The sequence below is a fragment of the Pseudofrankia saprophytica genome, assembly GCF_000235425.2.
In the GTDB taxonomy this organism is placed as follows: domain Bacteria; phylum Actinomycetota; class Actinomycetes; order Frankiales; family Frankiaceae; genus Pseudofrankia; species Pseudofrankia saprophytica.
In genome coordinates, this window is record NZ_KI912266.1 from 1,455,500 (window position 1) to 1,480,959 (window position 25,460).

22 protein-coding genes are annotated in these 25,460 nt (G+C 71.3%); 14 read left to right on the forward strand and 8 right to left on the reverse strand.

Annotated features, from left to right (window positions below):
• Positions 1-18 precede the first annotated feature (18 nt).
• Complete coding sequence (locus FRCN3DRAFT_RS0206330; protein ID WP_007511761.1) at positions 19-1,551, reverse strand: MFS transporter; 1,533 nt, start codon at positions 1,549-1,551, stop codon at positions 19-21.
• A gap of 151 nt (positions 1,552-1,702) precedes the next feature.
• Here FRCN3DRAFT_RS0206330 and FRCN3DRAFT_RS0206335 point away from each other — a divergent pair, with 151 nt between their 5' ends.
• Positions 1,703-2,314 carry a TetR/AcrR family transcriptional regulator gene (locus FRCN3DRAFT_RS0206335; protein ID WP_007511762.1) on the forward strand — a complete coding sequence of 204 codons (612 nt, stop codon included), beginning with the start codon at positions 1,703-1,705 and terminating at the stop codon, positions 2,312-2,314.
• Between the two features lie 289 nt (positions 2,315-2,603).
• Here the strand turns inward: FRCN3DRAFT_RS0206335 and FRCN3DRAFT_RS0206340 are convergent, their stop codons facing one another.
• The gene (locus tag FRCN3DRAFT_RS0206340) at positions 2,604-3,563 is read right to left on the reverse strand and encodes an NADP-dependent oxidoreductase (RefSeq protein WP_007511764.1); all 960 of its coding nucleotides are present in this window, start codon (positions 3,561-3,563) and stop codon (positions 2,604-2,606) included.
• Positions 3,564-3,659: 96 nt separating this feature from the next.
• Between FRCN3DRAFT_RS0206340 and FRCN3DRAFT_RS0206345 the strand changes: the two genes are divergently transcribed.
• Positions 3,660-4,232, forward strand: a complete 573-nt coding sequence (locus tag FRCN3DRAFT_RS0206345; protein WP_007511765.1) for a TetR/AcrR family transcriptional regulator — start codon at positions 3,660-3,662, stop codon at positions 4,230-4,232.
• Between the two features lie 287 nt (positions 4,233-4,519).
• Positions 4,520-5,299 (forward strand): hypothetical protein, encoded by a 780-nt coding sequence (locus tag FRCN3DRAFT_RS0206350; RefSeq protein WP_007511766.1) that lies wholly within the window; start codon positions 4,520-4,522, stop codon positions 5,297-5,299.
• Positions 5,300-5,352: 53 nt separating this feature from the next.
• On the opposite strand, the gene FRCN3DRAFT_RS0206355 is transcribed toward FRCN3DRAFT_RS0206350, so the two are convergent.
• Positions 5,353-7,086, reverse strand: coding sequence for a serine/threonine-protein kinase (locus FRCN3DRAFT_RS0206355; protein ID WP_007511767.1), 1,734 nt, complete (start codon positions 7,084-7,086; stop codon positions 5,353-5,355).
• An 88-nt stretch (positions 7,087-7,174) separates the two neighbouring features.
• Complete coding sequence (locus FRCN3DRAFT_RS0206360) at positions 7,175-7,843, reverse strand: alpha/beta fold hydrolase (protein ID WP_007511768.1); 669 nt, start codon at positions 7,841-7,843, stop codon at positions 7,175-7,177.
• A gap of 163 nt (positions 7,844-8,006) precedes the next feature.
• On the opposite strand from FRCN3DRAFT_RS0206360, the gene FRCN3DRAFT_RS0206365 reads away from it, so the two are divergent.
• From FRCN3DRAFT_RS0206365 to FRCN3DRAFT_RS49230, 5 genes are all read left to right on the forward strand, one after another.
• The gene (locus FRCN3DRAFT_RS0206365; protein WP_007511769.1) at positions 8,007-8,702 is read left to right on the forward strand and encodes a TetR/AcrR family transcriptional regulator; all 696 of its coding nucleotides are present in this window, start codon (positions 8,007-8,009) and stop codon (positions 8,700-8,702) included.
• Positions 8,699-9,724: an ABC transporter ATP-binding protein gene (locus tag FRCN3DRAFT_RS0206370; RefSeq protein WP_007511770.1), complete on the forward strand. Its 1,026-nt coding sequence runs from the start codon at positions 8,699-8,701 to the stop codon at positions 9,722-9,724. Before FRCN3DRAFT_RS0206365 ends, FRCN3DRAFT_RS0206370 begins: the two co-directional genes overlap by 4 nt.
• Positions 9,721-11,355 (forward strand): ABC transporter permease, encoded by a 1,635-nt coding sequence (locus tag FRCN3DRAFT_RS0206375; protein ID WP_007511771.1) that lies wholly within the window; start codon positions 9,721-9,723, stop codon positions 11,353-11,355. Before FRCN3DRAFT_RS0206370 ends, FRCN3DRAFT_RS0206375 begins: the two co-directional genes overlap by 4 nt.
• A gap of 131 nt (positions 11,356-11,486) precedes the next feature.
• The gene (locus tag FRCN3DRAFT_RS0206380) at positions 11,487-12,086 is read left to right on the forward strand and encodes an HdeD family acid-resistance protein (RefSeq protein ID WP_232793942.1); all 600 of its coding nucleotides are present in this window, start codon (positions 11,487-11,489) and stop codon (positions 12,084-12,086) included.
• 72 nt (positions 12,087-12,158) lie between these two features.
• Complete coding sequence (locus FRCN3DRAFT_RS49230; protein ID WP_007511774.1) at positions 12,159-13,595, forward strand: OsmC family protein; 1,437 nt, start codon at positions 12,159-12,161, stop codon at positions 13,593-13,595.
• 129 nt (positions 13,596-13,724) lie between these two features.
• Here the strand turns inward: FRCN3DRAFT_RS49230 and FRCN3DRAFT_RS0206390 are convergent, their stop codons facing one another.
• From FRCN3DRAFT_RS0206390 to FRCN3DRAFT_RS0206400, 3 genes are read right to left on the reverse strand one after another with little or no spacing between them, the layout of a single operon-like run.
• Positions 13,725-14,243, reverse strand: coding sequence for an SRPBCC domain-containing protein (locus tag FRCN3DRAFT_RS0206390; protein ID WP_007511775.1), 519 nt, complete (start codon positions 14,241-14,243; stop codon positions 13,725-13,727).
• The gene (locus FRCN3DRAFT_RS42965) at positions 14,240-14,668 is read right to left on the reverse strand and encodes an ArsR/SmtB family transcription factor (RefSeq protein ID WP_007511776.1); all 429 of its coding nucleotides are present in this window, start codon (positions 14,666-14,668) and stop codon (positions 14,240-14,242) included. The genes FRCN3DRAFT_RS0206390 and FRCN3DRAFT_RS42965 overlap by 4 nt, the downstream gene beginning before the upstream one ends.
• Positions 14,665-15,129, reverse strand: a complete 465-nt coding sequence (locus FRCN3DRAFT_RS0206400) for a VOC family protein (protein ID WP_027140315.1) — start codon at positions 15,127-15,129, stop codon at positions 14,665-14,667. Before FRCN3DRAFT_RS0206400 ends, FRCN3DRAFT_RS42965 begins: the two co-directional genes overlap by 4 nt.
• Positions 15,130-15,620: 491 nt before the next feature.
• Here FRCN3DRAFT_RS0206400 and FRCN3DRAFT_RS0206405 point away from each other — a divergent pair, with 491 nt between their 5' ends.
• A complete protein-coding gene (locus FRCN3DRAFT_RS0206405; protein ID WP_007511778.1) occupies positions 15,621-17,405 on the forward strand; it encodes a polysaccharide deacetylase family protein in 1,785 nt (594 codons plus the stop codon).
• A gap of 407 nt (positions 17,406-17,812) precedes the next feature.
• Positions 17,813-18,655 carry a TylF/MycF family methyltransferase gene (locus FRCN3DRAFT_RS0206410; RefSeq protein WP_007511780.1) on the forward strand — a complete coding sequence of 281 codons (843 nt, stop codon included), beginning with the start codon at positions 17,813-17,815 and terminating at the stop codon, positions 18,653-18,655.
• A 171-nt stretch (positions 18,656-18,826) separates the two neighbouring features.
• Here FRCN3DRAFT_RS0206410 and FRCN3DRAFT_RS0206415 read toward each other — a convergent pair whose 3' ends face one another.
• The gene (locus FRCN3DRAFT_RS0206415; RefSeq protein WP_051466159.1) at positions 18,827-20,137 is read right to left on the reverse strand and encodes a glycosyltransferase family 4 protein; all 1,311 of its coding nucleotides are present in this window, start codon (positions 20,135-20,137) and stop codon (positions 18,827-18,829) included.
• 323 nt (positions 20,138-20,460) lie between these two features.
• On the opposite strand from FRCN3DRAFT_RS0206415, the gene FRCN3DRAFT_RS0206420 reads away from it, so the two are divergent.
• The 4 genes from FRCN3DRAFT_RS0206420 to FRCN3DRAFT_RS0206435 all read left to right on the forward strand — a co-directional run bounded on the left by FRCN3DRAFT_RS0206420 (position 20,461) and on the right by FRCN3DRAFT_RS0206435 (position 25,440).
• Positions 20,461-21,294 carry an FkbM family methyltransferase gene (locus FRCN3DRAFT_RS0206420; protein ID WP_232793943.1) on the forward strand — a complete coding sequence of 278 codons (834 nt, stop codon included), beginning with the start codon at positions 20,461-20,463 and terminating at the stop codon, positions 21,292-21,294.
• The gene (locus tag FRCN3DRAFT_RS0206425; RefSeq protein WP_027140316.1) at positions 21,291-22,658 is read left to right on the forward strand and encodes a lipopolysaccharide biosynthesis protein; all 1,368 of its coding nucleotides are present in this window, start codon (positions 21,291-21,293) and stop codon (positions 22,656-22,658) included. Before FRCN3DRAFT_RS0206420 ends, FRCN3DRAFT_RS0206425 begins: the two co-directional genes overlap by 4 nt.
• On the forward strand, positions 22,655-23,674 hold the full coding sequence (locus FRCN3DRAFT_RS0206430; protein WP_007511785.1) for a CgeB family protein: 1,020 nt from the start codon (positions 22,655-22,657) through the stop codon (positions 23,672-23,674). Before FRCN3DRAFT_RS0206425 ends, FRCN3DRAFT_RS0206430 begins: the two co-directional genes overlap by 4 nt.
• A gap of 95 nt (positions 23,675-23,769) precedes the next feature.
• Positions 23,770-25,440: a hypothetical protein gene (locus FRCN3DRAFT_RS0206435; RefSeq protein WP_198535944.1), complete on the forward strand. Its 1,671-nt coding sequence runs from the start codon at positions 23,770-23,772 to the stop codon at positions 25,438-25,440.
• The last annotated feature ends 20 nt before the right edge of the window (positions 25,441-25,460 follow it).

Here is a 25,460-nt window from a genome sequence, read left to right on the forward strand (position 1 = left end):
CCTGAGCCGGCGGCGTCCTCACACCCGGGCCGCTGCCTCCGGTTCGCTGGCGTCGGCGGCACTCGTTCCGGCCGGTGGGAGGTCGGGTCGGGACGGCGGCGTGGCTCGTGAGTCCAGGCCGAACGAGGCGAGGGCCGCTGCCACGAGCGCTCCGGCCGACACGTACCAGGCGTGCTGGAAGACCGCGTGGCTCGCCGCGCCGGAGGCGCGGCCCAGGATCGCGACCAGGACGCTGATCCCGATGACCGAGCCGAGCTGGGTGGCCATCGTCACGATCGCGCTGCCGGTCGCGGAGTCCTTTGGTGGCAGGCCGACCGTGGCCCGGGTGATCGCGGTCGGCACCGCCAGGCCGTAACCCAGGCCGAGGACCACCCAGGTCGGCAGGAACGCGGCCACGAACCGGGGCTCGTCGGTGACCAGGCGGGTCAGCATGATCGTACCGACGGCGGCCAGCAGCGCGCCCGCGACCGCGATCCGTCCCGCTCGCAGCCGGGTACGTGCCTGGAGGGTCTCCGCGACCGCCGAGCCGACCGCGAACATCACCGGGCCAGGCGTGGAGGCCAGCCCGGTGCGGATCACCGAGTAGTGCCAGTGACCCTGGAGCCACAGGATCGTCGAGAGCAGCTCGATCCCGAAGGCCATGAAGGCGACGGTGGCCACCAGGTTGGCGGTGGTGAACACCCGGTCCCGGAACAGGGAGAGGGTGACGACCGGCGCCGGGTGGCGGGCGGAGCTGGCCAGGAACGACGCCAGCGCGACCGCCGCGAGGACGAACGCGACGACCACCTGGACGCTCGACCAGCCCCAGTCCGGCGCCTTGACCAGCCCCAGGGCCAGCGCGCCGATCGCGACGATGAGCAGCCCGCCGCCGCGCAGGTCGGGCAGGTGGTCGCCGGCGTCCCGGCTGCTGGGCAGGTAGCGGGCGCCCAGCACGATCGCGGCCACCGCGACCGGGATGTTCACCAGGAACAGCCACCGCCAGGACGCCTCCACGAGCAGGCCACCCAGCACCGGGCCGGAGGCGGCCGACAGCGCGCCGGTGGTGAACCAGATCTTCACGTAGGTGCCGATCTTCGCCGCCGGCGCGGTCAGCAGCACCAGGCCGAGGCTGGCCGGGGTGAGCAGGGCCGCGCCGGCGGCCTGCAGGACCCGGAACCCGACCAGCACCCAGATGTCGCCGGACAGGCCGGCGCCGATGCTGGCGACGGCGAACACGGTCAGGCCGAGCAGGAAGCCACCCTTGCGGCCGAACCGGTCCACGAGGCGGCCGGCCGGCACCAGCAGCGCGGCGTAGACGATCGCGTAGCCGTTGAGCACCCAGCTCAGGTCGGCCAGGGAACCGGCGTGGGTGCCGCGCCCAATGTCGGGCAGGCCGACGTTGGTGACCCACACGTCGAGCTGGGCCAGGAAGCTCGCGATCGACAGGATCGCCAGCAGCAGGGCCGGGGAGACGGGCCGGGCGCCGGCGCCCGCACGGCGCTGGCTCGGGATGGGCGGGACGGCGCCGAGATTGGGACCGGCCCGGTCGGGCTGGGCTTCCTGCTGAGTCATGAGGTGGCTCGCATCTCGCGGTCGGGGGCCCGGCGTGTGCGGCGCGGCGCCCGGTCGGCATGGAGGCCCAACGATCTGGACTGTTCAGTAAAGAACTCCGAGGGTTCTGGACTATTCCGCCAACAATCAGATCCGTGGATACGATCGCCCGATGGGGCGCCCACCTGGCTTTGACCGGCGGGAGGTGCTGGCGGCCGTCGAGCGCGAGTTCCGCAAGAACGGCTACGACGGGACGAGCCTCGATGACATCTCGGCCGCGACGGGGCTCGGCCGCGGCAGCCTCTACGCCGCCTTCGGCGACAAGCGCACGCTGTTCCTGACCGCGTTGGGGGACTACTGCGACCAGGACGAGGCGTCCGGCGCAGCCGCGTTGGCCGGCCCGGACGAGACCGCGATGGAGCGCCTGCGGGCCTACTTCATCGACTCCGTCGACCGGCAGCTGAACGACCCCGAGCAGCTGGCCTGCATGACCAGCCGCTTCACCGTCGAGCTGGCCGGCCGCGACCGGGACGCCACGGCACGGCTACGCCAGGGCTTCGAAGCGCAGCGGGCGGCCCTGGCCGACTGCCTGCGGGCGGCGCAGCGCAACGGCGACCTCGATCCAGCGGCCGAGCCGGTCACGCTGGCGACGTTGCTGGTCGTCGACTTCCGGGGCATCGGCTCCCTGATCGGGATTGGGCTGGACCGGGCTGAACTCGTCGCCGTCGTCGACGCGACCCTGGCCGGCCTGCCCGTGCCGCCCTCGTCGGCCGCCGCGGCCTGACTGGCGCCGGCGCGTCCACCAGGCCACGCCCTGGACCAACCCTCGGAATCTAAAGCTGATCTTGTGATCGGACCGATCTCGGCCCGTTGATCGACAATTGCGACCTGGGTGCGACAGCGAGGCTATTGCGAGAACACCCGGGCACCGAGGTCATCTGCGGCCGCCCCTGATCAGTGGTGCACCACGGCCCCATCTGTTGCGACCCCAGTGCCGCCACCGAGCAGCAGCCACGTGAACAACCGATGCGCGCGAGACCTCCCAAGATCACAATTGCCTCGACAGGCGAAGGCTAGAGGTCGATGACGACCTTGCCGTGCACATGCCGGCTGGCCTGAAGCTCGACTGCCGCGCGGATCTGCTCCACCGGGAAACTCGCCGCTATGGGCACACGGAGCTGGCCCGCCGCGACCAGGTGAGCGATCTCCTCGATGGCGCCGGGGGCGGCGTTGGCGCCGTTCGCTGGTGTGATCCCGTCGACCTGTGCGGCGATGGTGGTGATGCGCTCGTCAGGCACGCCAAGTTCTCGTGCCACTTGCATTGTCTCTGTCCCGTACAGGTCGATCGCCGCGGTGACGCCGGCGGGAGCCATGGCGCGGACTCGGTCGAGCAGGCCGTCGCCGTAGGCGACCGGCTCGGCCCCGAGGGCGCGCAGGGCGTCGGCTGATGTCGCCGATCCCGTCCCGATCACTCGTGCGCCCGCGAGGCGGGCGAGCTGGACGGCGAACACGCCGACGCCACCTCCCGCGCCGCCGATGAGCAGCGTGTCGCCCGGTCCCGGGTTGACGACGGCAAGGGCGGCCGCGGCCGTGCACCCCGCAATGGCGAGGGTGGCGGCGGTGCGGTCGTCGACTCCGTCGGGGGTCCTGTGCGCGTCGCCGCCCACCGCGATGGCCCCTGCCACGTCGATGACGACATGGTCGGCGACCGCGCGGGAAAGGGCGCCACCGAACACCCGGTCGCCGACCGCGAACGCGGTCACGCCGTCACCGACCTGGTCCACGACCCCGGCGTAGTCGGTTCCGAACCCGGACGGCAGGGTCAGGCCGAATCGTGTGGCGGTGTCCGCGTCGGAGGTGATGATCCAGTCCATCGGGTTCAGTCCAGCCGCGGTGACCCGCACGCGGATCTGCCCGGAGGCGGCCCGCGGCGCGGGTACCTCGCGGAGGCTCAGGACCTCGGGTCCGCCGAAGGACTCGAGCCGGATCGCTCGGCTGGTGGTCGCCGACGTGTGGACGCCCGGTTCCTGCATGCTCGCGTGTCTCCCTTGGCGGCGACGGACGGCGACGAAAACGGACTATGCTCCGTTTGGAGTGGGCACCGTACCACAATCGGAGCGTGTTCCGTTTTGGCAGAGTCAGACACTCGCGCGCTGCGTGCGGACGCGACCCGCAACCGCAACCAGCTCCTCGACGTGGCGACCCGCGTGTTCGTCTCTGCCGACGGCACTGAGCCGTCCATGCGCGCGATCGCACGCGAAGCTGGGGTCGGCATCGCCACGCTCTACCGACACTTCCCCACCCGCGAGTCTCTCGTCGACGCGATCTACCGTGATCAGGTCGCGCGGCTCACCGCTGGCGCCCGCGAGCTACTCGCCCAGCTTCCCCCGCCCGCGGCGCTACGACGCTGGATGGACCTGTTCGGGGACTGGATTGCGACCAAGAACGGCATGCTCGACACACTGCTCGCGATGATCGAATCAGGCGAGATCGCCCATGCCCAGACCAGGACCGAGCTGCTCGCAGCCATCGACGCCATCCTCGCCGCCGGCCGTGCGACGGGCGAGCTCCGCTCCGATGTCACCGCCGAAGACATCGCCGCCAGCCTCATCGGCATCTTCACCGTGGCCCACCCACCCGACGACGCCAGAGCAGGTCGGCTGCTGAACATTCTGATGGACGGCCTACGGCCTACACCTTGAGCCGCTCCTCTGGCGCGAACAGCGCGGCGTTCGAGGCGAGGCGATGTCAACAACCCCGTGAGAGAGAGCGCCTAGTCGAGCCCGCGCCCGCGACCACGAGCCGAAGCGCACAGAAGATCGCCTGCCTGGATCTTGTCGTTTTCGCCAGGGAGGCGACATCCGGCCTGGGAAACGACGCGCGGCACGGGAACCTACAGATTCGTATCTATCGGCGACAGTGCGTCATCGTTTATTGTGACTTAATGGAGGTTAAGCGGCAGTACACGAGGTGAGGGGCGTCTTCACGGATGAGTCGGCGTGATGATCAGATCGACCCGGCGGTGGACGAGCTGCTGACGGGGATGATGCGGCTGTGGGCCGAGGCGCCCCCGGCGGTCCGGTGGCGGGCGCTACGCGAGCTGGCCGACAACCGGGCGAGCCTGCAGGCGATGACGATCCACCAGCTGCTTCCGGAGGACGGCTCCCGCCGAGGCCTCGGCGACCTGGCTCGCGCGCTCGGCGTGACGACCAGCTGGGTCAGCCAGCTGGCCTCGCTGCCCCGCCGCCACGCCGGCCTGTTCGCCTGGGGGCGGGCGCTGGCCGTCGCGTCCGACCTGGTGGCCCTCGCCGAGCGGGCCGGCTCCAACCGGCTGTCCGGCGAGCTGTCCGGCATCGTCCGACGCGGCCTGCACGACACCAGCCCGCTGAGCGACCTGGAGGACGCGGCCAGCCGCTGGGCGCTCGCCGCCCGCCGCCAGCGCCGCGGCCCCGAGGCGGACGCGCTCGTCGAGCGCCTCGACGCCCTGCTCACGCGGGTCACCCCCGCGCTCGACCTGGACTGGCTGGCCCGCGCGGAGATCGCCCTCGGCTACCAGACCGGCCGGGCGCCCACCGCCTCTGCTGGCGTCGCGTCCGCGGCCGGAGCCTCCGCCCCCCGGGCCGTCGCCGCCGGCGCCCGCGTCACCGGTGTCGAGCCGGCGGTTCCCGCGCCACGGCACCCGGCGACCGCCGGCACGGCCGAGCCTCCACCGCGGCGCGGCCCGAGCGACCCCCTGCCCTGGAGCCGCTACCGCCTTCGCGACCGCTAGCGAACCCGGCGAGCAGCCGGCGGGCCATCCATCGGACGGCGGCGCCGAGCCGGTCAGGGCCGGCGGACCAGGGCGCCGGTCGGCCGGCCGGCGGCGGAGGAGCCGGAGATGTAGGTCAGCCTGCCGTCGGGCTCCAGACGCAGGTGGACGGCGTCACCCTGGGTGCACGCCTGCATGCCCAGGATGGTCGGGTTCTCACCGGAGCCGGGGATGTCCACGACGATCACCTCGTCGCCACCGGGGCCGCCGAACCCGGCGAACCGCAGGTCTCCCGTGCAGCGCAGCGGGCTTACGTCCACGCCGAGGACCCTGGTCAGGATGGACTCCGCGTTGCCGAGGGTCTGCCCGCTCTCGCCTGCCCGCAAGGTGATCACCACCTTCGAGACGAGACCATCCTGGGAGGTCACGTCTCCCTCCCAGGTCCCCACGTAGCCCGCGGGCAGGACACCGGGCCGTGGCGTGCCGGTCTCGCTCGGTCGCGTGGAGCCGCCGTCGGAGCTCGAGGTGCGCGCCGCACTGGTGACGGCCGGGGAGGAGACGGCCGGGGAACCGGTGGGACTGGTCGTCTCCAGGCCCTCGAGTCCGTCGTCACCCCTCGAGCCGGGCACCACCAGCAGGACGACGACCAGCAGGGCGGCGATCGCGAGACTCAGGAAGCCCGCGGCCGCGGCCGTGATGAGCCGGCGCCGACGAGGGTCGCCCGCGGGTGGCACCGGCACCGGCCCCGGCATCGGCGTAGGTGTCCGCGTCGGCGAGGCCGGGGGCGGAGGCGGGGGGATCGAGGCGGCCTCGGGTCGAGGCGATGACGGCGTGGTGGCCGTCGCGGGGCTCCACGTGTGGCTGCCCCAGGAACCCGTCGCGCGGCCCGAAGCCTGGCCGGTGGCTGGAGCGGGCGCGTCCAGGTCGAGAAGGGCGATGGCCTGCCGGCTGATGCCGGTGACGAGGTCGGCCGGCAGCCAGCCGGCCGCGACCAGCGCGGTCGCGTCGCCGCCCGGCGCGAGCGCGGCGAGCACGGCGGGCGGGGTGGGCCGGGCCGCCGGGTCCTTGTCCAGGCAGGCCCGCACGAGGTCGCGCAGATCGGCGGGCACGGCGGCGAGGCTCGGGTCGCGGGTGACCACGCTGTGCAGCACGGCGGCGACGATGGAGCCGTCGAACGGGCCGGTGCCGGTCGCGGCGAACACCAGCACGGAGCCGAGCGAGAACACGTCGCTGGCCGGCCCCGCGTCGAGGCCGCTGACCTGCTCGGGTGACATGAACGCGGGCGAGCCGATCGGTGAGCCGGTCCTGGTGAGCACCGAGGCGTCGATCGCCCGGGAGATCCCGAAGTCGATGACCCGCGGCCCGTCCAGGCTGAGCAACACGTTCGACGGCTTGAGGTCCCGGTGGACCAGGCCGACGCCGTGGATGGCGACCAGCGCCTCGGCGAGGCCGGCGCCGAGCGCGCGCACGGTGGGCGCTGGCAGCGGGCCGTGCTCGGACACCGCCTGCGTCAGCGACGGCCCGGGGATGTACGCGGTGACGAGGTAGGGGTGCTCGGCGTCCGGGTCGGCGTCGAGCAGCGGGGCGGTCCATGGGCCGCCGACCCTCCGGGCCGCGTCGACCTCCCGCCGAAACCGGGCGCGAAACGCGGGGTCGTCGGTGTACTCGGGGCGGATCACCTTGACCGCCAGGGTTCTGCCGCCGGCGCCGCGAGCCAGGTATACCCGGCCCATGCCCCCGCCACCGAGGACACCAAGCAACTGGTAGCCGCCGACGGCGCGGGGGTCGTCTGCACGGAGCGGTCTCACGCGGCGTCATCCCTCCTCGCCCCCGCGGGCCAGTGTCGCGGGTGCTGGCCCCGGGAATGGCGGCGGGGGTGCAAGGCAGCCGGGGGTGTCAGGCGCCGAGGAAGCTCAGGACGGTGTCCATGGCGCGCATGTTGGACTGCAGGGAGAAGTGGTCGGCGCCTTCGATGGTCACGCCGGTGGCGTTCGGCAGCATCGCGGCCAGGGCCTCGGGCGAGCCGACGCTGTCGCGCTCGCCGGTGACGACGAGGACCTGGCAGGTGACGGCGGCCAGCTCCACGGCCGTGAGCGGCTCGACGGGGCGGCGGGCGAACGCGGCCAGCGCGTCCAGGTCGTTGCCCGCGCTGCGCGCGAGACCGCGGAACAGGCGCGCCCGGACGTCGGCCGGGTCGGCATTGTCGATCGCGAACGGGACGGCCTCACGGATCTCGAGAACCGCCGGGCCGATGCCCATCAGCACCAGCCGCTCGAACGAGGCGAGCCCGCGCGCGGCGCACTCGAGCAGCAGGCGGGCGCCGGCGGAGAAGCCGACGGCGTCGACCGGGCCGCGGTCGGCGAACGCGTCGGCGACGGTCGCCGCGACGTCGGCGTAGTCCGCCGGGTCGGTCGAGTGCGGGGCCGTGCCGTGTCCCGGCAGGTCGACGGCGATGACGTCCCGTCCCGTCTCCCGCAGCAGGTCGATCCAGCCAGCGGGCCGCCAGCCGTGCTCGCTCGAGGACGCAAAGCCGTGTACCAGGACGACCGGCGCGGAATCAGCCACTCCGGCACGCTAACGCGATCCCCCCGCACCCGCTCGAACTGCCACCTGGGGCCCGAAAGGCCCTCGCTCCCCGGGGCATAGGTCAGCTCGGCACGGGTAACACTACACAGGTGTGTAGCCAACTGCTTCGACGTATAGTCCCGGTCAGGAGGGGGAGAGGACGATGCGGATGGAGCGAGCGGACGAGGATCTGACCGCCAAGGCGCGGATCCGAGACGCGGCGCTGCGGCTGTTCGCCGAGCAGGGCTTCGAGGCGACGACGATCCGGGGGATCGCCGCGGCGGCCGGGGTGTCGTCGGGCCTGGTGCGCCACCACTTCGGGTCGAAGGAGGCGCTGCGCGAAGCGTGTGACGCGCATGCGCTCGACCACACGATGGCGATCAAGGAGGAAGCCGTCCTCGCCGGCAGGCTGGCCGACTCCGCGTACATGGCCGCCGTCTACCCGTCGGTACTGCTGATGCAGCGCTACCTGGCGCGATCGCTGGTCGACGGCTCCCCGTCGGCCGCCGCGCTGTTCGACCGCATGGTCGATCTCGCCGAGCAGTGGGCGCGGGACGAGCGGCTGCCGGCGAAGCCGGAAGACCCGCGGGCGTTCGCCGCCGCGCTGGTCGCCATGCAGACCGGGCTGCTCATGCTGCACGACCAGGTCTCGCGCGCGCTCGGCGCCGACGTCCTCGACGCGAGCGGGCACATCCGCCTCGGCAGGGCAATCGTCGACCTCTACACGCACCCCCTGCTCACCGAGGACCAGGCCGCCCAGGCGCGGGCCGCCTATGACCAGCTTCAGGCACGCCCGCCGTTCTCGTCGGCCCTCGCCGGCGACGGTGGCGGGCACGGTGGCGAAGGGCCACGACCATGAGTGAGGCAATCCGGGCGGAAGGGCTGGTCAAGACGTTCGGGGTGACCCGGGCGCTCGACGGGCTGGACCTGGTCGTACGCCCCGGTGAGGTGCACGGCTTCCTGGGGCCCAACGGCGCGGGCAAGAGCACGACGCTGCGCATTCTGCTCGGGCTGATGCGGGCCGACGCCGGGATTGCGACCGTGCTGGGCGAGGACGCCTGGCGGGACGCGACGGGGTTGCACCGCCGGCTCGCGTACGTGCCCGGCGACGTGACGCTGTGGCCGAACCTGTCCGGTGGCGAGGCCATCGACCTGCTCGGCCGGCTGCGCGGCGGGCTGGACCCGCGACGGCGCGCCGAGCTGCTGGAGCGGTTCGATCTCGACCCGCGCAAGAAGGGCCGGTCCTACTCGAAAGGCAACCGGCAGAAGGTCGCGCTCGTGGCCGCGTTCGCCTCGAACGTCGAGCTGCTGCTGCTCGACGAGCCGACGAGCGGCCTCGACCCGCTGATGGAGGACCAGTTCCGTGAGCTGGTCCGCGAGGAGCAGCGCCGTGACGGGCGCACGGTGCTGCTGTCCAGTCACCTCCTCGACGAGGTCGAGGCGCTGTGCGAACGGGTCACGATCATTCGTGACGGGCGGACGGTCGAGGCCGGCACGCTCGCCGAGATGCGCCACCTCACCCGGACCGTCGTGGCGGCGGACCTCGTCGCCTCGGCCGACCCGGCGGTGACCGCCGCCGGTCTCGCCGCCCTGCCCGGCGTCCACGCCCTGGTGACCGACGGCGACCGGGTCAGCTTCGAGGCGGACGCCAACGCGCTCACCCCCGCGCTGTCGCGGCTGGCCTCGGCCGGGGTTCGCGGCCTGGTGAGCAAGCCGCCCACGCTGGAGGAGCTGTTCCTGCGTCACTACGACCGGACAGGCCGGGAGAACGCGGTGGAGTCCGGCGGCGCGACCGCGGACGCGACCAGCGGTGCGAAGCAGGCGGGTGCGGACGCCGAGGCGACCCCCGCCGCCGACGGGCGTGCGGAGGCGCGGCGATGACCAGCCTGCGGGGGACCGGCGCGCTGGCACGGCTGGTGCTGCGACGCGACCGGGTGCTGCTGCCGATCTGGGTCTACATCGTCGGGATCCTCCCGGTCAGCTTCGCCGTGGCGTTCGCCGACCTGTACCCGACGCCCGCGGACCGGGCGCGCTTCGCGGCGACCGGCGCGCACAACGGCACCTTCACGGCGCTCTACGGCCGGCTTTCCGGCTCCAGCCTGGGCGAGCTGGTCACCTGGCGCGGTGGGTTCATCCCGGTCGTCGTCGGCCTGATCAGCCTGCTCGTCGTCATCCGGCACACCAGGACAGAGGAGGAGGCTGGCCGGCGTGAGCTGATTGGTTCGACGGTCGTCGGCCGCCAGGCGGGCCTGGCGGCCGCACTCATGGTCACGTTCGCGGCGAACCTGTGCGTCGCGCTGGTGACGGCGGTCGCGCTGAGTCTGCGCGGCCTGCCCGTGGCTGGGTCGGTCGCCGTCGGCCTGGAATGGGCGGCGGCCGGCTGGATCTTCGCCGGTGTCGGGGCGGTGGCCGCGCAGCTCACGACCGGCGCCGGCGCCGCGCGCGGGATCGGCGCCGCCGCGCTCGCGGCCGCCTACGCCGCGCGGATCCTTGGCGATCGCGGCGGTTCCACCACCCCAGGCGGCTCCGGGGGCACGCTGGAATGGCTGTCGTGGGTCTCGCCGATCGGGCTGCTCCAGCGCGTCTACCCGTTCGCGGGACCGTCCGGCGCCCGGCACTGGTGGGTGTTCGCGGTGGCCGCGGCCATCGTCGCGGTTCTCGTCACGGTCGCCGTGACGCTGTCGGCGCGGCGCGATCTCGGCGCCGGGCTGCTGCCCGACCGGCTCGGCTCGGCGGCGGCTCGGCCCGCGTTCGGCTCACCGCTGGCACTGGCCTGGCGGCTGCACCGAGGGCTGCTTGCCGGCTGGGTGGCCGGGTTCGCGCTGCTCGGCGTCGTCTTCGGCGGCGTCGCGAGCGGCGTGACGGACCTGGTCAGTGACAACCCCGGCCTGCGTGACGTGTTCACCCGCCTCGGCGGCCGTGCCGAGCTCGTGAACTCCTACCTGGCCTCGATCATGTCCATCCTCGGGATGATCGCCGCCGGCTACGCCATCCAGGCGGTGCTGCGCCTGCGCGCGGAGGAGGCGAGCGGCCGGGCGGAGCCCGTCCTGGCCACGGCCGTCGGCCGGCTGCGCTGGGCCACGAGCCACCTCGTCTTCGCCGTCCTCGGCCCCACGTTCGCGATGCTGGTCGCCGGCACTGTCACGGGACTCGTCTACGGGGCCAGCTCCGGCGGCATCGGCCACGAGACGGCCAGAGGGCTCAGCTCCGCCGCGGTGCAACTGCCCGCCGTCGCGGTGCTCGCCGCCCTCGCGTTCGCCCTGTTCGGCCTGGTCCCGCGTCTGTGGCCGGTCAGCTGGGCGGCACTCGCCGCCTGCCTGCTCATCGGCCTGGTCGGCTCCGGCCTGAATCTCAGCCACTGGCTCCTCGACGTCTCGCCCTTCACCCACGCCACCCGCCCTCCCGGCGGCTCCGTCACCGCCGCGCCGCTGGCGATCCTGTGCGTCCTGGCCCTGGCCCTGGCCGCCGCTGGTCTGGCTGGCCTGCGTCGCCGCGACATCCCCATCGCCTGAACCGGCCGGTCGGCTGTCGTGGGCGTCGTCCAATCTCAACTGGGCATGCACACGGAAAGAGAGTGGACAAACTCAGGGGGTGAGCAGTCATGGTCACGTCGACGGACTTGGTCAGGTCGACATCGACGTCCATGCTGGTACGTGGCACGGTCGCGGTGATTCTGGGGATCTTCGCCATCGCGTGGCCCCACATCACCATCGCCGCGCTGGTGGTGGTGTTCGCGGTCTACGTGTTCTGCGATGCGTTCGGCCAGTTCCACCGCGCGTTCGCCAGCGACCGGGCCGGCCCGGTCGCCGGCCACGTTCTGCTCGGACTGCTGGACATCACAGCCGGCATCGTGGCGCTCGTGTGGCCCGGCATCACCGCGTTCGTGCTGGCCATCTGGATCGCGGCCTGGGCGGTGGTCACCGGGGTGGTCGAGATCGGGTCGGCCGTCGCCTCCCACGGGACCGGCGGTCTTCGCCTCAGCCTTGGGCTGCTCGGCGTCGCCAGCATCCTGTTCGGGATCGTCGTGTTCGCCCACCCCTACGCCGGTGCACTAACTCTGGCGCTGCTGTTCGGCCTGTTCCTGCTCGTCTACGGTGTGAATCTGCTGGTGACGGGCAGCCGGATGCACCGTGGCGACCTGGCCGGCGGACGTCCTGCCGTCGGCGCCGCGGGCTGGAGTGGGGCCGGCCGGCGCGCGGACGCGACGCAGCGGGCGGACCGTCCGACGTCGAGCCCGCGCTGAGAGACAACACACACGGATCGGTCGCCTGGGCGCCGCCACGACATTTCCCCTTAACGAGGAGCCGGTGCCTGGATGAAGATGGCGGGCATGGTCGCTGCCGCGCAGACCCACGCCACCCAGCCTCGTCCGCCGACGCACACCTACTCGGTCACCTGCTCGTGGTCCGGATCCACCGGCGCCGGGTACGAGCGGTACTCGCGGGCCCACGTGGGGCACGCGAGTACCGCCGCGGCGGCCCTGCGGCTGTCCTCGGACCCGGCGTTCCGCGGTGACCCGGCCCTGCTGAACCCCGAGCAGCTCCTGGTCCTGTCGGCGGCGTCCTGCCAGCTGCTGTCGTTTCTCGCGGTCGCCGCCCGTGCCCGGATCGACGTGCGCGACTACCAGGAGGCCGGTCACGCCGTCCTGACCGAGGACGGCAGGGGCGGCGGCCGGATCACCGAGATCGTGCTGCGGCCACGGATCACGGCCGTCACGGACACGACCGAGGACCGGCTGGGCCGACTCGTCCAGCTGGCGCACCGGCAGTGCTACATCGCCGCGTCGCTCGCCTGCCCGGTCACCGTCGAGCCGACGTTCGAGATCCTCACCCCGTATGCCTTCCGGGACACCGAGGCGGCGGTACGCCGGCTCGCCCTCGTCTCCGAGGTCTTCGATCCGGGGTCGCGGGCGTTCGTCGCCGCGCGGGTGCCCGCGGGGACCCGGCCGGCGCTCGCGGTCGACCTCGGCTGCGGGCCCGGCCACACGACCCGTCTGCTCGCGGCCGCCACGGGCGCGCGGCGCACCGTCGGGCTGGACGCTTCAGGGGCGTTCCTCGCCGTCGCCGGCTCCACCCACGTCGACGACCAGGCGGGTCAGGCCGGCCAGGCGGGCGTCGAGGGTGGAACCGGCGGCGGTACCGGTGAGGCGGGCGAGATCGAGTTCGTTCGGCACGACGTCCGACGTGTCCCGTTCCCAGCTCAGGCTCGCGGCGCCGACGTGGTCTATGCGCGGCTCCTGCTGGCACACCTGGCCGACGTCACGACCGCCGTCGACGGCTGGATCACCCAGCTCGCGCCGCACGGTGTGCTGCTGCTTGACGAGATCGAGTCCATCAACACCGACCAGCCTGTCCTCGCCGCCTACCTTGACCATGCCAGGCGTCTGCTCGCCGCCCGTGGTACGACGCTGCACACGGGCCGGCTGCTCAACACCGCGCTGCACGACCTGGCCGCTCGCCAGTCGACGCCGGACTTCGAGGTCGAGTACAACGCCACCGAGCGGCTCAGCCCGCCGGTCGCCGCCGCGGCGGCGATGTTCGCCATGAACCTCGGCGTCTGGCGGGTAGACCCGTTGTTCGGTGATCGTGAGGCCGAGCTCGACCGGCTCGCCACCGACCTGGCGGCACTGGCGTCCGCGCCGCCGGAGACCGGCGTCATCACCTGGACCCTGCGTCGCGTCGCGGTTCGGCGCCTCGGCACTGATGCCCACGCCGCCGCCGCCGCTGGCGCCCGCGCGGACCCGGTGCCTTAGCGGGAAAATCCTGTGGTCGTTGATCGGGACGGTGCCGACGACTCCACCGGATCATCGTTTCACCGGATCATGGCCCGGTTCATGATCTGGTGGGATCCTCGGAGCTCGGGGTCCGAGGATCCCACCAGATCACCAGTAGCCTCCCGCGCCGGTCGCCTCGACGGCGACGCGGGCGAGGGTTTGCAGCAGCGACTGCCACCATTCGGCGAAGCGCAGCTGGAAGACCGCCAGCGGGAAGCCATGCCGGGCCACGTGCTCGGGTGGCAGCCGGTCCCAGCCGAAGTGCTCCACGGTGACGCGCGTCTGGACGGGCTGGCCGGCGGCGTCGTCACGGATCTCGTCGAACCGGACGTGCAGCTCGGTTTCCTGGTCTGGGGCGAAGCTGGCGTGGCGCCAGCTGAGCACGAGCCGGCTGGGCGGCTCCCAGACGCGGATGTGGCCGACGACGAACGAGCCGCCGTCGTCATACGTCTCGACCAGCCGGCCGCCCGGGCCCGGTTCGAAGGCGAGGGTTCCCGTTCGGTCGCTGAACGAGAAGAGGCCGTTGGGCCGCCACCAGTCGGCGATCTGCGCCGTGAACACGGTGAACGCCCGCGCCGCGGGAGCCGGTACCCGCAGCGCGACCAGGACGCGTGATCCCTCGGTCATGGCTGCGACCTCTCGGCCGCGTCGCCCGCGCCGGGAGCATCGGCGGCATCAGGCGCGCCGTCCGGATCGAGCGCCCGGGGCGTGACGTCCGCGTCGTGTTCCAGGTGGGCGGCGAAGGAGCTGAGCTGCTCCGCCCAGGCCTGCTCGGCGCCGACCAGCCAGCGCCGCAGCTCCGCCATCGGCGCCGAGGTGAGCGCGTAGATCCGCACCCGGGTGTCGAACTCGGGGCTCGTCTCGGTCACCAGGCCGGACTGGCGCAGCACCCGCAGGTGCTTGCTCATCGTCGACGGCGCGGTGCCGAGCTCCTTCGCCAGCTCACCGGCCCGGCGCGGCCGCTCGGCGAGCAGCTCCACGGCGCGGCGCCGGACCGGGTCGGCCAGCGCGGCAAGCGTGCCGTCCAGCCCCGCGAGCGCGGGCTCGCTCATGCCCAGCCGGTGGCCATGATCGGCTGTCCCAGCTCGGCCTCGGCCTCCGCGCGCGTGACGTCGCGGATGTGCGCGGAGAACGTCCAGGAGTGCCCCTCGGGGTCGACGGCCCGGTAGGTCCGGTCGCCGTAGAACTGGTCCGCCGGCTCGGCCTGGATCTGGGCGCCGGCGGCCCTGGCCCGCTCGCAGTGTTCGTCGAGACCGTCGGGCAGCTGGACGTGTACCCGCTGTGTGTTGGCTCCGCCGACGCTCGCCGGACTGCGCGCCCACTCGGCCCACTCGCCGCCGATCATGATCCGCCCGCGGCCGGCGCAGCTCATCTCGTAGTGGCACATCTCCGGGGCGTCCGGCGGCCCGTCGATCGCCATCGTGACCTCGAACCCGAACGTCTCGGCCAGCCAGGACAGCGCCGCCTTCGGGTCCCGGTAGTGCAGGCTCGACGTGAACACGTTGTCATCCATGTTGGAAACAGTTTCCCAATCTGGAAACATTGTCAAGCGGCTGGCTCGACGGGCTGTCCAGAGGTCCAGCGTCGGCCGCCTGTCGGGGGCACACCTCCGAGTCGTTGGCCCGCTGCCTCCACAGCCCCGCGGCCAGGAGGACGAGTAGAAACACGGCCCCATCAGGCGCGCGGCGCCGGGGTACACCCACCCACGGCCAGCGATCGGTCCCGCCCTGCCCCGGCCCGTCATCTTCACGGACGTCGGCGCCCGCGCCGTCCGAGCCCATGGTGAACGCGGCTTCGCCACCACTTGGTACCTGGCACCCCCTGACCGCTATCGCGCCCGCCCGCCCGCGCCGCGTCAGCGCCACCGACCGGGCCATCTTCCGCTCGGCCAAGGACATCCGGGAAAACCTGGACAGGAGAACATCGCTGTCGATCACGGCGACATGCGGCCCGTCCTTGTGATGACCGCATACGACCGAACAATCCATTTTCAGGGAGGAACGCATGCAATTTGACGTCGCTCCGGTGAGCCTGACAAGCGATGAGCCTGGACCTTTCGTGGTCTGGGCTGGCGACGACGGCTACGACACCCAGGCGGGATATTTCTCCCTGCTCGCCTCCAACGGGATCAAGGGAACATTATTCCTGTCGGTTGACTGGGTGGACCAGGCCGGGACGTCTCCGGTATACGGGGACTCGTACATCACCACCGCACAGGTTGCGGCAATCGTCTCCGCCGGCCACGAGATCGCCACGCACGGCAAGAATCATGAAGATCTTGGGACCTACTACCTGACATACGGTGCGGTGGCGCTCGATCTCCTGCTAGGTGCCGCCATCGGCGACATTCAATCGAAATTCGGCTTCTCGGTCAAGACGGGTTCCTACCCAGGCGGGTCGGCGAACGACCGGGTGAAAGAAATAGTCAGCCGGCGGCACGAGTTCTTCCGCTGTAGCCGGGGTGTGGTCAGCCGAAACGCGCCGGATCCCTTCGACGTCCCGGGAATAGACATCCTCGCCCCGTCCCAGGCGACCATCGAGGGGTACATCGACGAGGCCGTGGCGAACCGCAGCATCGTCGTCCTCTTCCATCATGGATCCATTGATTCGACGCAGCTGACCAAGGTGTCGAACCTGATTTCCTACGCGGCTGGCGTGGGATGCGACCAGGGGACTTTCTACCGGGCGATGAGCCAGCGGAGCAAATGGCTGTCGACGCGTGCGCTGATCGATGCCCAGGGCAACGCCTTCCATCCGGTCGTCCACACCAACGAGCTGATCGTCGACCGCAACGACAATATCGGTGACCACTACGTTCTGGATCTGGACGAATCGACCAACGCACCATTCATGGACGCGACGAGTGGAACGCCATTTGAGTTCAGAAAGGACCTCCTCGCGCTCGGCACATTTTATGTGGGGCGCCGTCGGGTGTTCGAGGACTTCACGACGACCAACAGTTCGACGACCGTCTCGTCGGGGAGCGCGGGATTCCGGGCCGATGACGTGGGTCTCTCCATCAGCGGTGCCGGCATCCCGGGCGCCACGACGATCGCGTCCATCGTGTCCCCCACCGCGGCCACCATGTCGGCTGCTGCGACGGCCACTGCCACAAACGTGACGGTCACGGTCAACCGGCCCGTGTCGGGTGGCGTCACGTCCGCGGGAGAAATGCGTCTGTACAACGGGTTGGCCATTTACGGGACCACGTCGCAGGCGGTGTCCTTCGGGCGCCTCGAATCGACGTTGGAAGGGTCCATCAGCGCGAACCAGTGGCTCAACAACGGTACGGCCGGCTCCGGTGGGGAGATGACCGTCGACTCGGGTACCGGCGGATCATACGTGAACATCAAGGCGTTCGCGACCAGAATCCGAAGCGAGGCCAACACGATACATCTGCGTCTGGGTGCCGCCAAGGATGGAATCGATTTCGGCGCGGCCGAGGACGTGACACTCGAACGGGACGGGAGCGGAAACCTCCTCGCCAATGTGACTCTCCAGACGGGTGGCGACCTGATCGTAGGCAACGCCGGAAACGGGCTCCTGGTCAAGGAGGGGACCAACGCGCGCCTCGGTGCCGCCACGTTGTCCAGCGGCGCGGCCACGGTCACCACAAGCGCCGTCACCGCGAACAGCCGGATCTTCCTGACCCCGCAGAACCTGTCCGGGGTCGGCACACCTCAGCCGATAGGTGTGTCCGCGAGAGTCGCGGGAACGAGCTTCACGATCACGTCGGCTTCCTCGAGCGACACTTCGACCATCGGCTGGATGATCGTGGAGCCCGCCTGAAACTCCACGGTCCCGCCGGAATACTGCTCCGGATTCTTGCCATGTCCTGAGGGGACGGGGGCCCGGGGCGGAAGGAACCGAGACGGTCCTGGCGGAGAAGCCCGCGGTCGGGCTGCGTCCACGCCACACCACGGGATCATTCCGCCAATCGGGCATAACCTCATGGCCTACGCGCCGAGGACGTCTGGAGAAAAACCCGCCCCGCGCCGCCGCCGTACCTTACCTCGGGCTTGTCCGGCGGAGTCGGACTCCCGCCTTCAGCGTGTCCTCCGCGATGTCGCGATGGATATCCGCCAGACTTGACGGGCCAAGGGGAGGACGCGACACCCGCCGGTTTGGCGCGCCATGAGGCCGACTGGTTCCGCTGATATCGGCGTCTCGACGGACGATACGGACTAGGAGCAGTAATGGAACTTTCGCATGTCGATTCCGCCGAATTGGCGGGCCGTTATCTGGACCTGCTGCGAGAAACCCTCACTTTTTCACTCTGGGAGGGGCGGGACGGCAGGATCTGGCGGCCCCGCCGCGCGGCGCACCGCGTCCTTTTCCGACTTCTCGAGGCGCGCGGACTGGAACTGGTCCGATACAGCGCCGCCGGCGCGCGTGACGTGGGTGGGGACTGGCCTCGGCTTGCGCACACCATGACGGGAAGCCGTCGCCTGAAGCAGCTTCAGGAGGCGGTCGAGCAGGTACTCGCCGATGATGTTCCCGGGGACCTTATCGAGACGGGTGTCTGGCGGGGTGGGTCCGCCATCATGATGCGCGGCGTCCTGGCGGCACACGGTGTACGCGACCGTACGGTATGGGTCGCCGACTCGTTCGCCGGTCTGCCGGCGCCCAATCCTGAGCGGTGGCCGGATGATGCCGGAGATCCCCACCACAAATGGACCGAGCTCGTGGTGTCCGAGGCCGAGGTGCGGGAGAACTTCCGGCGATACGGCCTGCTCGACGACCAGGTGCGTTTCCTGCCCGGCTGGTTCCGCGACACGCTGCCGACGGCGCCGGTCGAGCGGCTCGCCGTGCTCCGGCTCGACGGTGACATGTACGAGAGCACGAGCGAGGCGCTGGACGCTCTCTACCCGCGGCTGTCAGACGGAGGCTTCTGCATCATCGACGACTACGGCGCCGTAGAGGGATGCCGGCGGGCGGTCGAGGACTACCGCAACGCGCACCAGATCGACGATCCGCTGGTCAAGATCGACTGGACCGGCGTGTACTGGCGCAAGAACACGAAGGACCCGCTGCGCTGACCATGGCCTCAGCACGTCGGGTCCGAGGGGGTGCCCCAGCCGCGGGCGTAGCCGGGGCGAGCCCCCAAGCCGGCTGACAAACCTGGTCGAGGCTGCTCGCCGTGCCGCCCGCGGTGCGGTGAGCGCTCATCCTGATGATCAGAAATCGCCGTCGCCGTCGCCGTCGCGACGTCATCGGTGCCGGACGTCGCTTCCCGCGGGGCGGGCGGACCGCGATGCGGTAGGAGTCGGCTGCGCTGGGATCGCGGGGATGGACAGTGGGGACGGCACAGGGGCTTGGCTGGCAGGGCTTCCCGCCTGCCCCGACTGCCCCGACTGTGTCGACTGCGTCGACTGCGTCGACTGCGTCGGTCGAGGGTGCGGCGTGGGTGGAGGAGTACCGAGGATGGCTCTGAACACGTTTCGGATGTGTTCCGCCGGCTCGGTGGTCATCCGCGACCACTCGGCGCAACGTTGCCGCATCTGGGTGAGCCGAGCCCGGTCTGAGAGCAGATCCACCAGCACCGCGGCGAGCGCCGCCGGGGACTCGTCGGCGGGGGTGGCGCCGGTGAGGCCGTCCACGTACGCGTCACGCGCACCGTACGCCGGTCCGACGACCGGGCATCCGGCGAGTTGCGCCTCGGTCAGGACCAGTCCGTAGCCCTCGCCGCTGCGCGGCGGCTGCACCCGGGTCCGGGTGCACAGCACGAACAGGTCCGCCGCCGCATACAGTTCGGCCAGCGTCGCGTCGTCCGGCGATTCGACCAGGTCGACGTCCTCATGCCCCGCGACCGCTCGGCGCACCGCGTCGAGAACCGGGCCCTGGCCGGCCACGACGAGACGCACGGGGCCGATGTGAGTGCGGACCGTCGGCAGCGCCGCGAGCAGTTCGCACAGTCCCTTGCCCACCCAGTCGGCGTCGTTGAGCCGGAAGACGCTGAGCAGCGTGGGGACGGCGCCCGGCGTGGACCGTCGGTCACCGGCGGCGATCAGGGCCGCGCGCCACGAGGTCGCGATGCCGGGTCGCAGCACCGGTGCCATGCCGATGCGGGCGAGCGCGCCGGAGCTGTAGGAGCTCACGGTCATGGGGCGCAGAACCGGGTGGTGGGTGAGTATCACCCGGTCCACGTCTCTCATCGCCCAGATGTCCGTTCCGTGGAACAGGACCAGGCCACGCCGCGCCCTGGCGAGGGGCGTGGCCACCGCGGCCACCGGGATGAGATTGGGGAGGCCGGCGAAGACCGTGTCGAACGGGCCGGACCGCAGGGCGGTACGCAGCGCCGCGGCCGTGAACCGCAACCGGGTCCGCAGACTGAGAGAGTTCGCCGGGCCGAGCAGGTCCACCCGATGAACGTCGGCGCCGCCGGCGCGCAGCCGTTCCTCGACGGCGCCAAGGTAGCGCTCGATGCCGCCACCGAGCCCTCCGGACGGCGCCAGCAGCAGGACGCGAGGGCGGCGGGCCCTGGTCTCGGCCTCGGTATTGATGCGATGCGTAGCGAGCACAGCGGTGACTGTAAGTGTCCAAACATCGGGATGGTGGAGCGCGGCCACGGCACGCCGACACCGCCTGACCGAATCAGGCGGAGCGGACGCAACTGACAGGTCCCACCTAGGGTTCGCCATGTGGATCTTCTGACGACCTCGTCGCCGGCCCCGGCCTCGGCCCTTCACTGTGCGTCATCGAACGGCGAGAACAGCGACAAGGAAAGGGCGCGGCGGTGACCGACCGACGGCCCGATCTGACATCGCGGCGGCCCGGCCAAGGACACGGACGGGGCCCGTTGCGCTGGCGCCTCGCCGGCCGGCTGGCCGCCAACCTTCCCGAGGTGCGTGGTCGCGACCGCGTCGTCGGGTGGGCCCAGGGGTCGACCGATGAGTACGCCGGCCCGCTTCGCGGCCGGTTCGTCAACGGCATGCTCTTCGACGTCGACAGCTCCCGGGACGGGTCGGCGCGAGAGCTGTCCGCGCTGCGTTACCGTCCGCCAGCGCTGGCCCCGGTGTTCGCCGCCGTGCTCGGGCCCGGTGACTGCTGCTACGACGTCGGCGCGAACATCGGCGTGTACACCCTGTGGGCCGCGGGTCTCGTGGGGTCGTCCGGGCAGGTGCATGCCTTCGAGCCGGTGCCGGACACGATGGCGGTCCTGGAAGCGATGGTCCGGCGCAACGGGCTGTCGCAGGTGCGGCTCGAGTCCTGCGCCGTCGGCGCGACGGTCGGCGAGATCGGCATGCGGGTCTACCGTGACGCCTCTGGCCTCGCTCATCCTGTCACCGACATCGGATCCGCCGACCGCGTCGCGTCTCTCACCACCCTCGACGCCCATACGGAGCGGCACCGGCCCCCTGATCTCGTCAAGATCGATGTCGAGGGCTTCGAGATCGACGTACTGCGTGGCGCCGAGAACCTGCTCCTCGCCCGGTCGCCGGCGCTACTGCTGGAGATGCTGCCCGGGCACCTGGCCCGCCAGGGCCGAAGCCAGGCGGAACTGGTCGCCTGGCTCGCCGAGCTCGGCTACATGATCTTCAACCTGACCCCGCAGGGCCTCGCCACGCATGGCCAGTTCACGTCGAATGTGCTGGCGCTCGCGCCTCGGTGGGAGCGGTTCGACCGTGTCGTCGCGACCCTGGAACGCATGCCGTTCCCGCGGAACCAGACGACGTGACCCGGGCCAAGCACCGCGTACCCAAAGCCCAACGACGCGGCGGATATCTGGCCTCCGTCGGAGTGACGGCAGTGACGAGTGTCGCCGTCAGTGGGCTGGGCGCGGCAGGCGGCCTGATCCTCGCTCGTTACCTGGGGCCGTCCGGGCGGGGCACCTACGCCGTCATCACGTCTTACATGCTGGCCGCCACGACGGTCGGCGAGTGCGGCCTGACCTACGCAATCTGCTACGTGGTGGCACGGAACCGCCCCGGCGCCCGGGACGCCGTCCGCACCGGCGGGGCAATGCTGTTGGGGCTGGGGATCCTCGTCGGCGCGGCGGGTATAGCGGCTGCGCCTCTGGTGGTCGATGACCCCACGGTGACAGCGTTTCGGGTGGCCTTCGCCGCCCAGCCTGTGGTGTTCGGCGCCTCCGCCTGGATATTCGCGCTGCAGGCAACCCGGATCAGCAGTTGGAACGTGACCCGTACGCTCCAACCGGTCTGCTATTCCGCCGCCGTGGTCGCGTTGGCCGTCACCGACCTGCTGACCGTCGAGCGCGCGGTGCTATGTCTCATCGGCTCGATCGGCCTGCAGGCCGTCGCGGCCGCGGTGCTGTGTCGTCAGGCGCTTCCCGGGCGGGGTCGGCTGCGTCGCTCCATGGGCGGGAGTCTGGCCGACTATGGCGGCAAGACGATGCTCTCGTCGATCTCGTATCTGCTCAACACGACTCTGGATCTGCTCCTGCTGGCGGTGATCGTCCAGCCAGCGCAGGTCGGGCACTACGCCGTCGCGGTCTCGATGGCGATGCTTCCTCAGCCCGTGTGCTCCGCTTTCGGCAACGTCGCGATGCCCCGCCTCGCGGCCGGGAGAGCGAACCTCGCGCACGGCCCGGCCTCCGGGGTCGACCGTCGGATGGTGCTGGCCACCGTGGGTGCGAGCTTCGCCGTTGGCGCGTTGTGCATCGGCGTGCTCAGCGTCGCCGCGCCCTTGGCGGTGCACGTGATGCTCGGACCCGACTACGGGCCGAGCATCTGGCTGTTCTGGCTGCTCGCGCCGGGCGCGGCGGTACTCGGCTGCAACCGGGCGATGGATGACGTGTTGCGTGGGCTTGGGCGGACGCTCGCGGTGGCCCGCTGTGAGTGGACCGGCTCGGCCCTGACGGTGGCGCTGCTCGCCACGCTGGTGCCGACGATCGGCGTCGCCGGAGCCGCGATCGCCTCCAGCATCGCCTACCTGGTCACCTTCGTCCTCCTGCTCCGGGTGGCGTTGCGCGCCGTCGACATCACGGCCAGGTCCGTGCCGGCCAGGCTGCATCGGGTCACCGGACGGGGTCGCAAGGACTGGCTCGCCGTCCCCTCCGAATCGGGAAGAGGTAACGCATGAAAGACGACGGCCCGGCTCCGGTCAGTGGCTCGGTTCGGGTGGGCGTGATCGGGCCGATCGGTGGCGACAGCTTCGCGGAGAACATCCTGCAGTGCCTGCCGGACGTCGGCGCTCACCCGGTAGCGCTCGGCCCGGCCTTCCCACAGCCCGCCAGCCGCGCCGTCGCGGCCACCCTCGAGTTCGTCCGGCGTGCCTCCGACCACGCCGTCCTCGCGTACCAGCGCGGTCTGGTGGCGGCGGCCGAGCGTGCGGGGATCAACCTGGTGGTCTCGGTCGACCTCAACCTGTTGCCGGCGACGGTGCGCGAGCTGCGCCGACGAGGGGTCCGGGTCTGCCTGTGGTTCCCGGACGCCGTGGCCAACCTCGAACGGCAGCGGATGCTGCTCGGCGACTACGACGCGCTGTTCTTCAAGGACCCGCTCCTCGCCCGCCGGCTGTCCGACCTGCTTGACCTGCCGGCGTACTACCTGCCGGAGGCGTGCAACCCGGTCCGCCACCGGCCACCGGACACCGCGCCGGAACTGCCGCAGGTGGTGTTCGTGGGCAACATGTACAGCGCCCGTGCCCGGCTGATCGGGCAGCTCCTCGACCACGGCGTCGACGTGCGGATCTACGGGCCGGCGATAACCCGCTGGCTTCGGGAGCCTCGGCTGGTCCGGCAGCACACCGGGCGCTACGTGGCCGGTGAGGAGAAAGCGGCCGTGTTCCGCGGGGCCTGTGCCGTCGTCAACGCCCTGCACCCGACGGAGATGCAGAGCGTGAACTGCAGACTGTTCGAGGCGACGGGTTGTGGAGGCACGGTTCTGTGTGAGCGGCGGGAGGCGCTGCCCGGGCTGTTCGACGAGGAGCGCGAGGTTCTCGCGTTCAGCACCTTCGGCGAGCTGCTCGATCGGATCAAATGGTGCGTGGACGACCGGGCGGCGGCGCGCGCCGTCGGCGATGCCGCGTCACGACGGAGCCACGCCGAACACACGTACCAGCATCGGCTCACCGAGTTGCTCGAGGCCGTCCTGTGACCACGGTCGACACCCGTAGGGCCGCGCTGGCTCAGCCCGTGCCTTCTGGGGCGAAGAATCCTTCCAAGCCGGGAGACAACGCGGCCCGTGTGGGTATGCCGGCGGCGTGGACCGTGCTGGCCGCGGTGGCGATCGTCTTGTGGCTGGTCGACCTCGCCATCGTGCCGGCTGTTCCCGATCGGGTGGTTCTGCGTTCCCTCGCCGTCACGGTTGAGTACCTGGCCGTCGCGGCGCTGGTCGGCGGCGGCCGCGGCCGCCGCCGCCGAGGGCGCGGTCTGCGCCAGTTCCGACTCGGACCATGGTCCCTGTTGGTCTCCGCCGTGACCACCGGGCTCGCGTCCATCGCGTGGCGGAACCCGCAGTCCGGATTTCTGGCGACCATCGACCGGTCGAGCGTCGCGCACGCGCTGGCCATCATCGGCCTGACCGCGCCGCTCTGGGCGATCGGCTATCTCGTCGGTCCCGGCCTGCTCGCGCTTCGTATGGGACAGCGGCTGGCCGCGGTCGCGACCTCGGAACGCGACGGCGACGGCGGTGGAAGGTACCGACCGAGGGCCGTGTGGGTTCTCGCGGGTGTGTCCATCGTGGCGCGGGTCGCCCAGATCGCCCTCGGGCAGTTCGGCTACCTGGCCGACCCGTCCAAGGCTGTGAGTGGCTCGTCGTGGTATGCGCAGATCCTGGTACAGGCCGGCGGCCTCGGGCTCGCCGCGCTCGCCATCGCGTCGGTCGAGCTGGCCCGGTTCGGCGGCGTCCGTCGGCGGACGGCCTTCCTGGTCCTGCTCGGGACCGAGGTCGGCTTCGGGCTGATCAGCGGGATGAAAGGACAGTTCGTCTTCACCCTGCTCGCTGTGTGCGTCAGTTTCACCGTCGCCCGCGGACGGCTGCCGCTGCGCGCACTGCTGGGCGCCGCGGCCGTCTTCGTGCTTGTCGTGGTGCCGTTCAACGCCGCTTATCGGGACCTGGTCCGGACGCACGGAAGAGAGAACATGTCGGCACCGGCGGCGGTCGCCATCGCACCGCAGGTCGTCGTCCAGACGGTGGAGGGCGGCGGCGGCGGCGACGGCGACGACGACGGTAAGGATCAGCCACCCCTGACGACCCTGGTCGGCTCGACCGTAACGGAGCGCAGTCGGTCTGTAGACAGCCTCGCCGCCGTCGTCCAGAAGACCCCGAACCTGGTGCCCTACCAGAGCATCTTCGAGCTGATCACCGACCCGGTGCTGGGTCTGGTCCCACGCGCGCTCTGGCCGGACAAGCCGGTGCGGACCGCCGGCTACACCTTCAACCAGCAGTACTACGACACGCCCGCGAACCTGTACAGCGCGGCCGCGATCTCGCCGCAGGCGGACCTGTTCCGGCACGGCGGGCTGCTCGTGGTTCTCGTCGGTTCCGCCATCATCGGCGCGGGCTACCGGCTCGTGGACGAGACTCTGCACCCGGCGCGCGACCTGCGGCTGACCGCGCTGTATGTGTCGCTGTTCACCCTGCTGCTGACCTCGGAGTGGACCGTGACAGACCTTCTGGTGTCGCTGCCCATCAAAATCGGAATCATGGTCGCGGCCTGCCGGTTCGTGTATGGCGGGCAGGCGGCGAGGGACCGGGTCCGTGTCGGTCGCGATGGTGCACCGGCCGACAATCGTGGACAAGGCGCCTGGCGTGTTTCCGGCTATCCAGGGGTTCCTGGCGCGTCCGGACGTGGCAGGGACAGCCGACCGGCTCCGCGGCGGACGCCCTTGACGACGACCGGGTCTCGGCGGGACTACTGACCGGGAATCGTGCAGCGCGT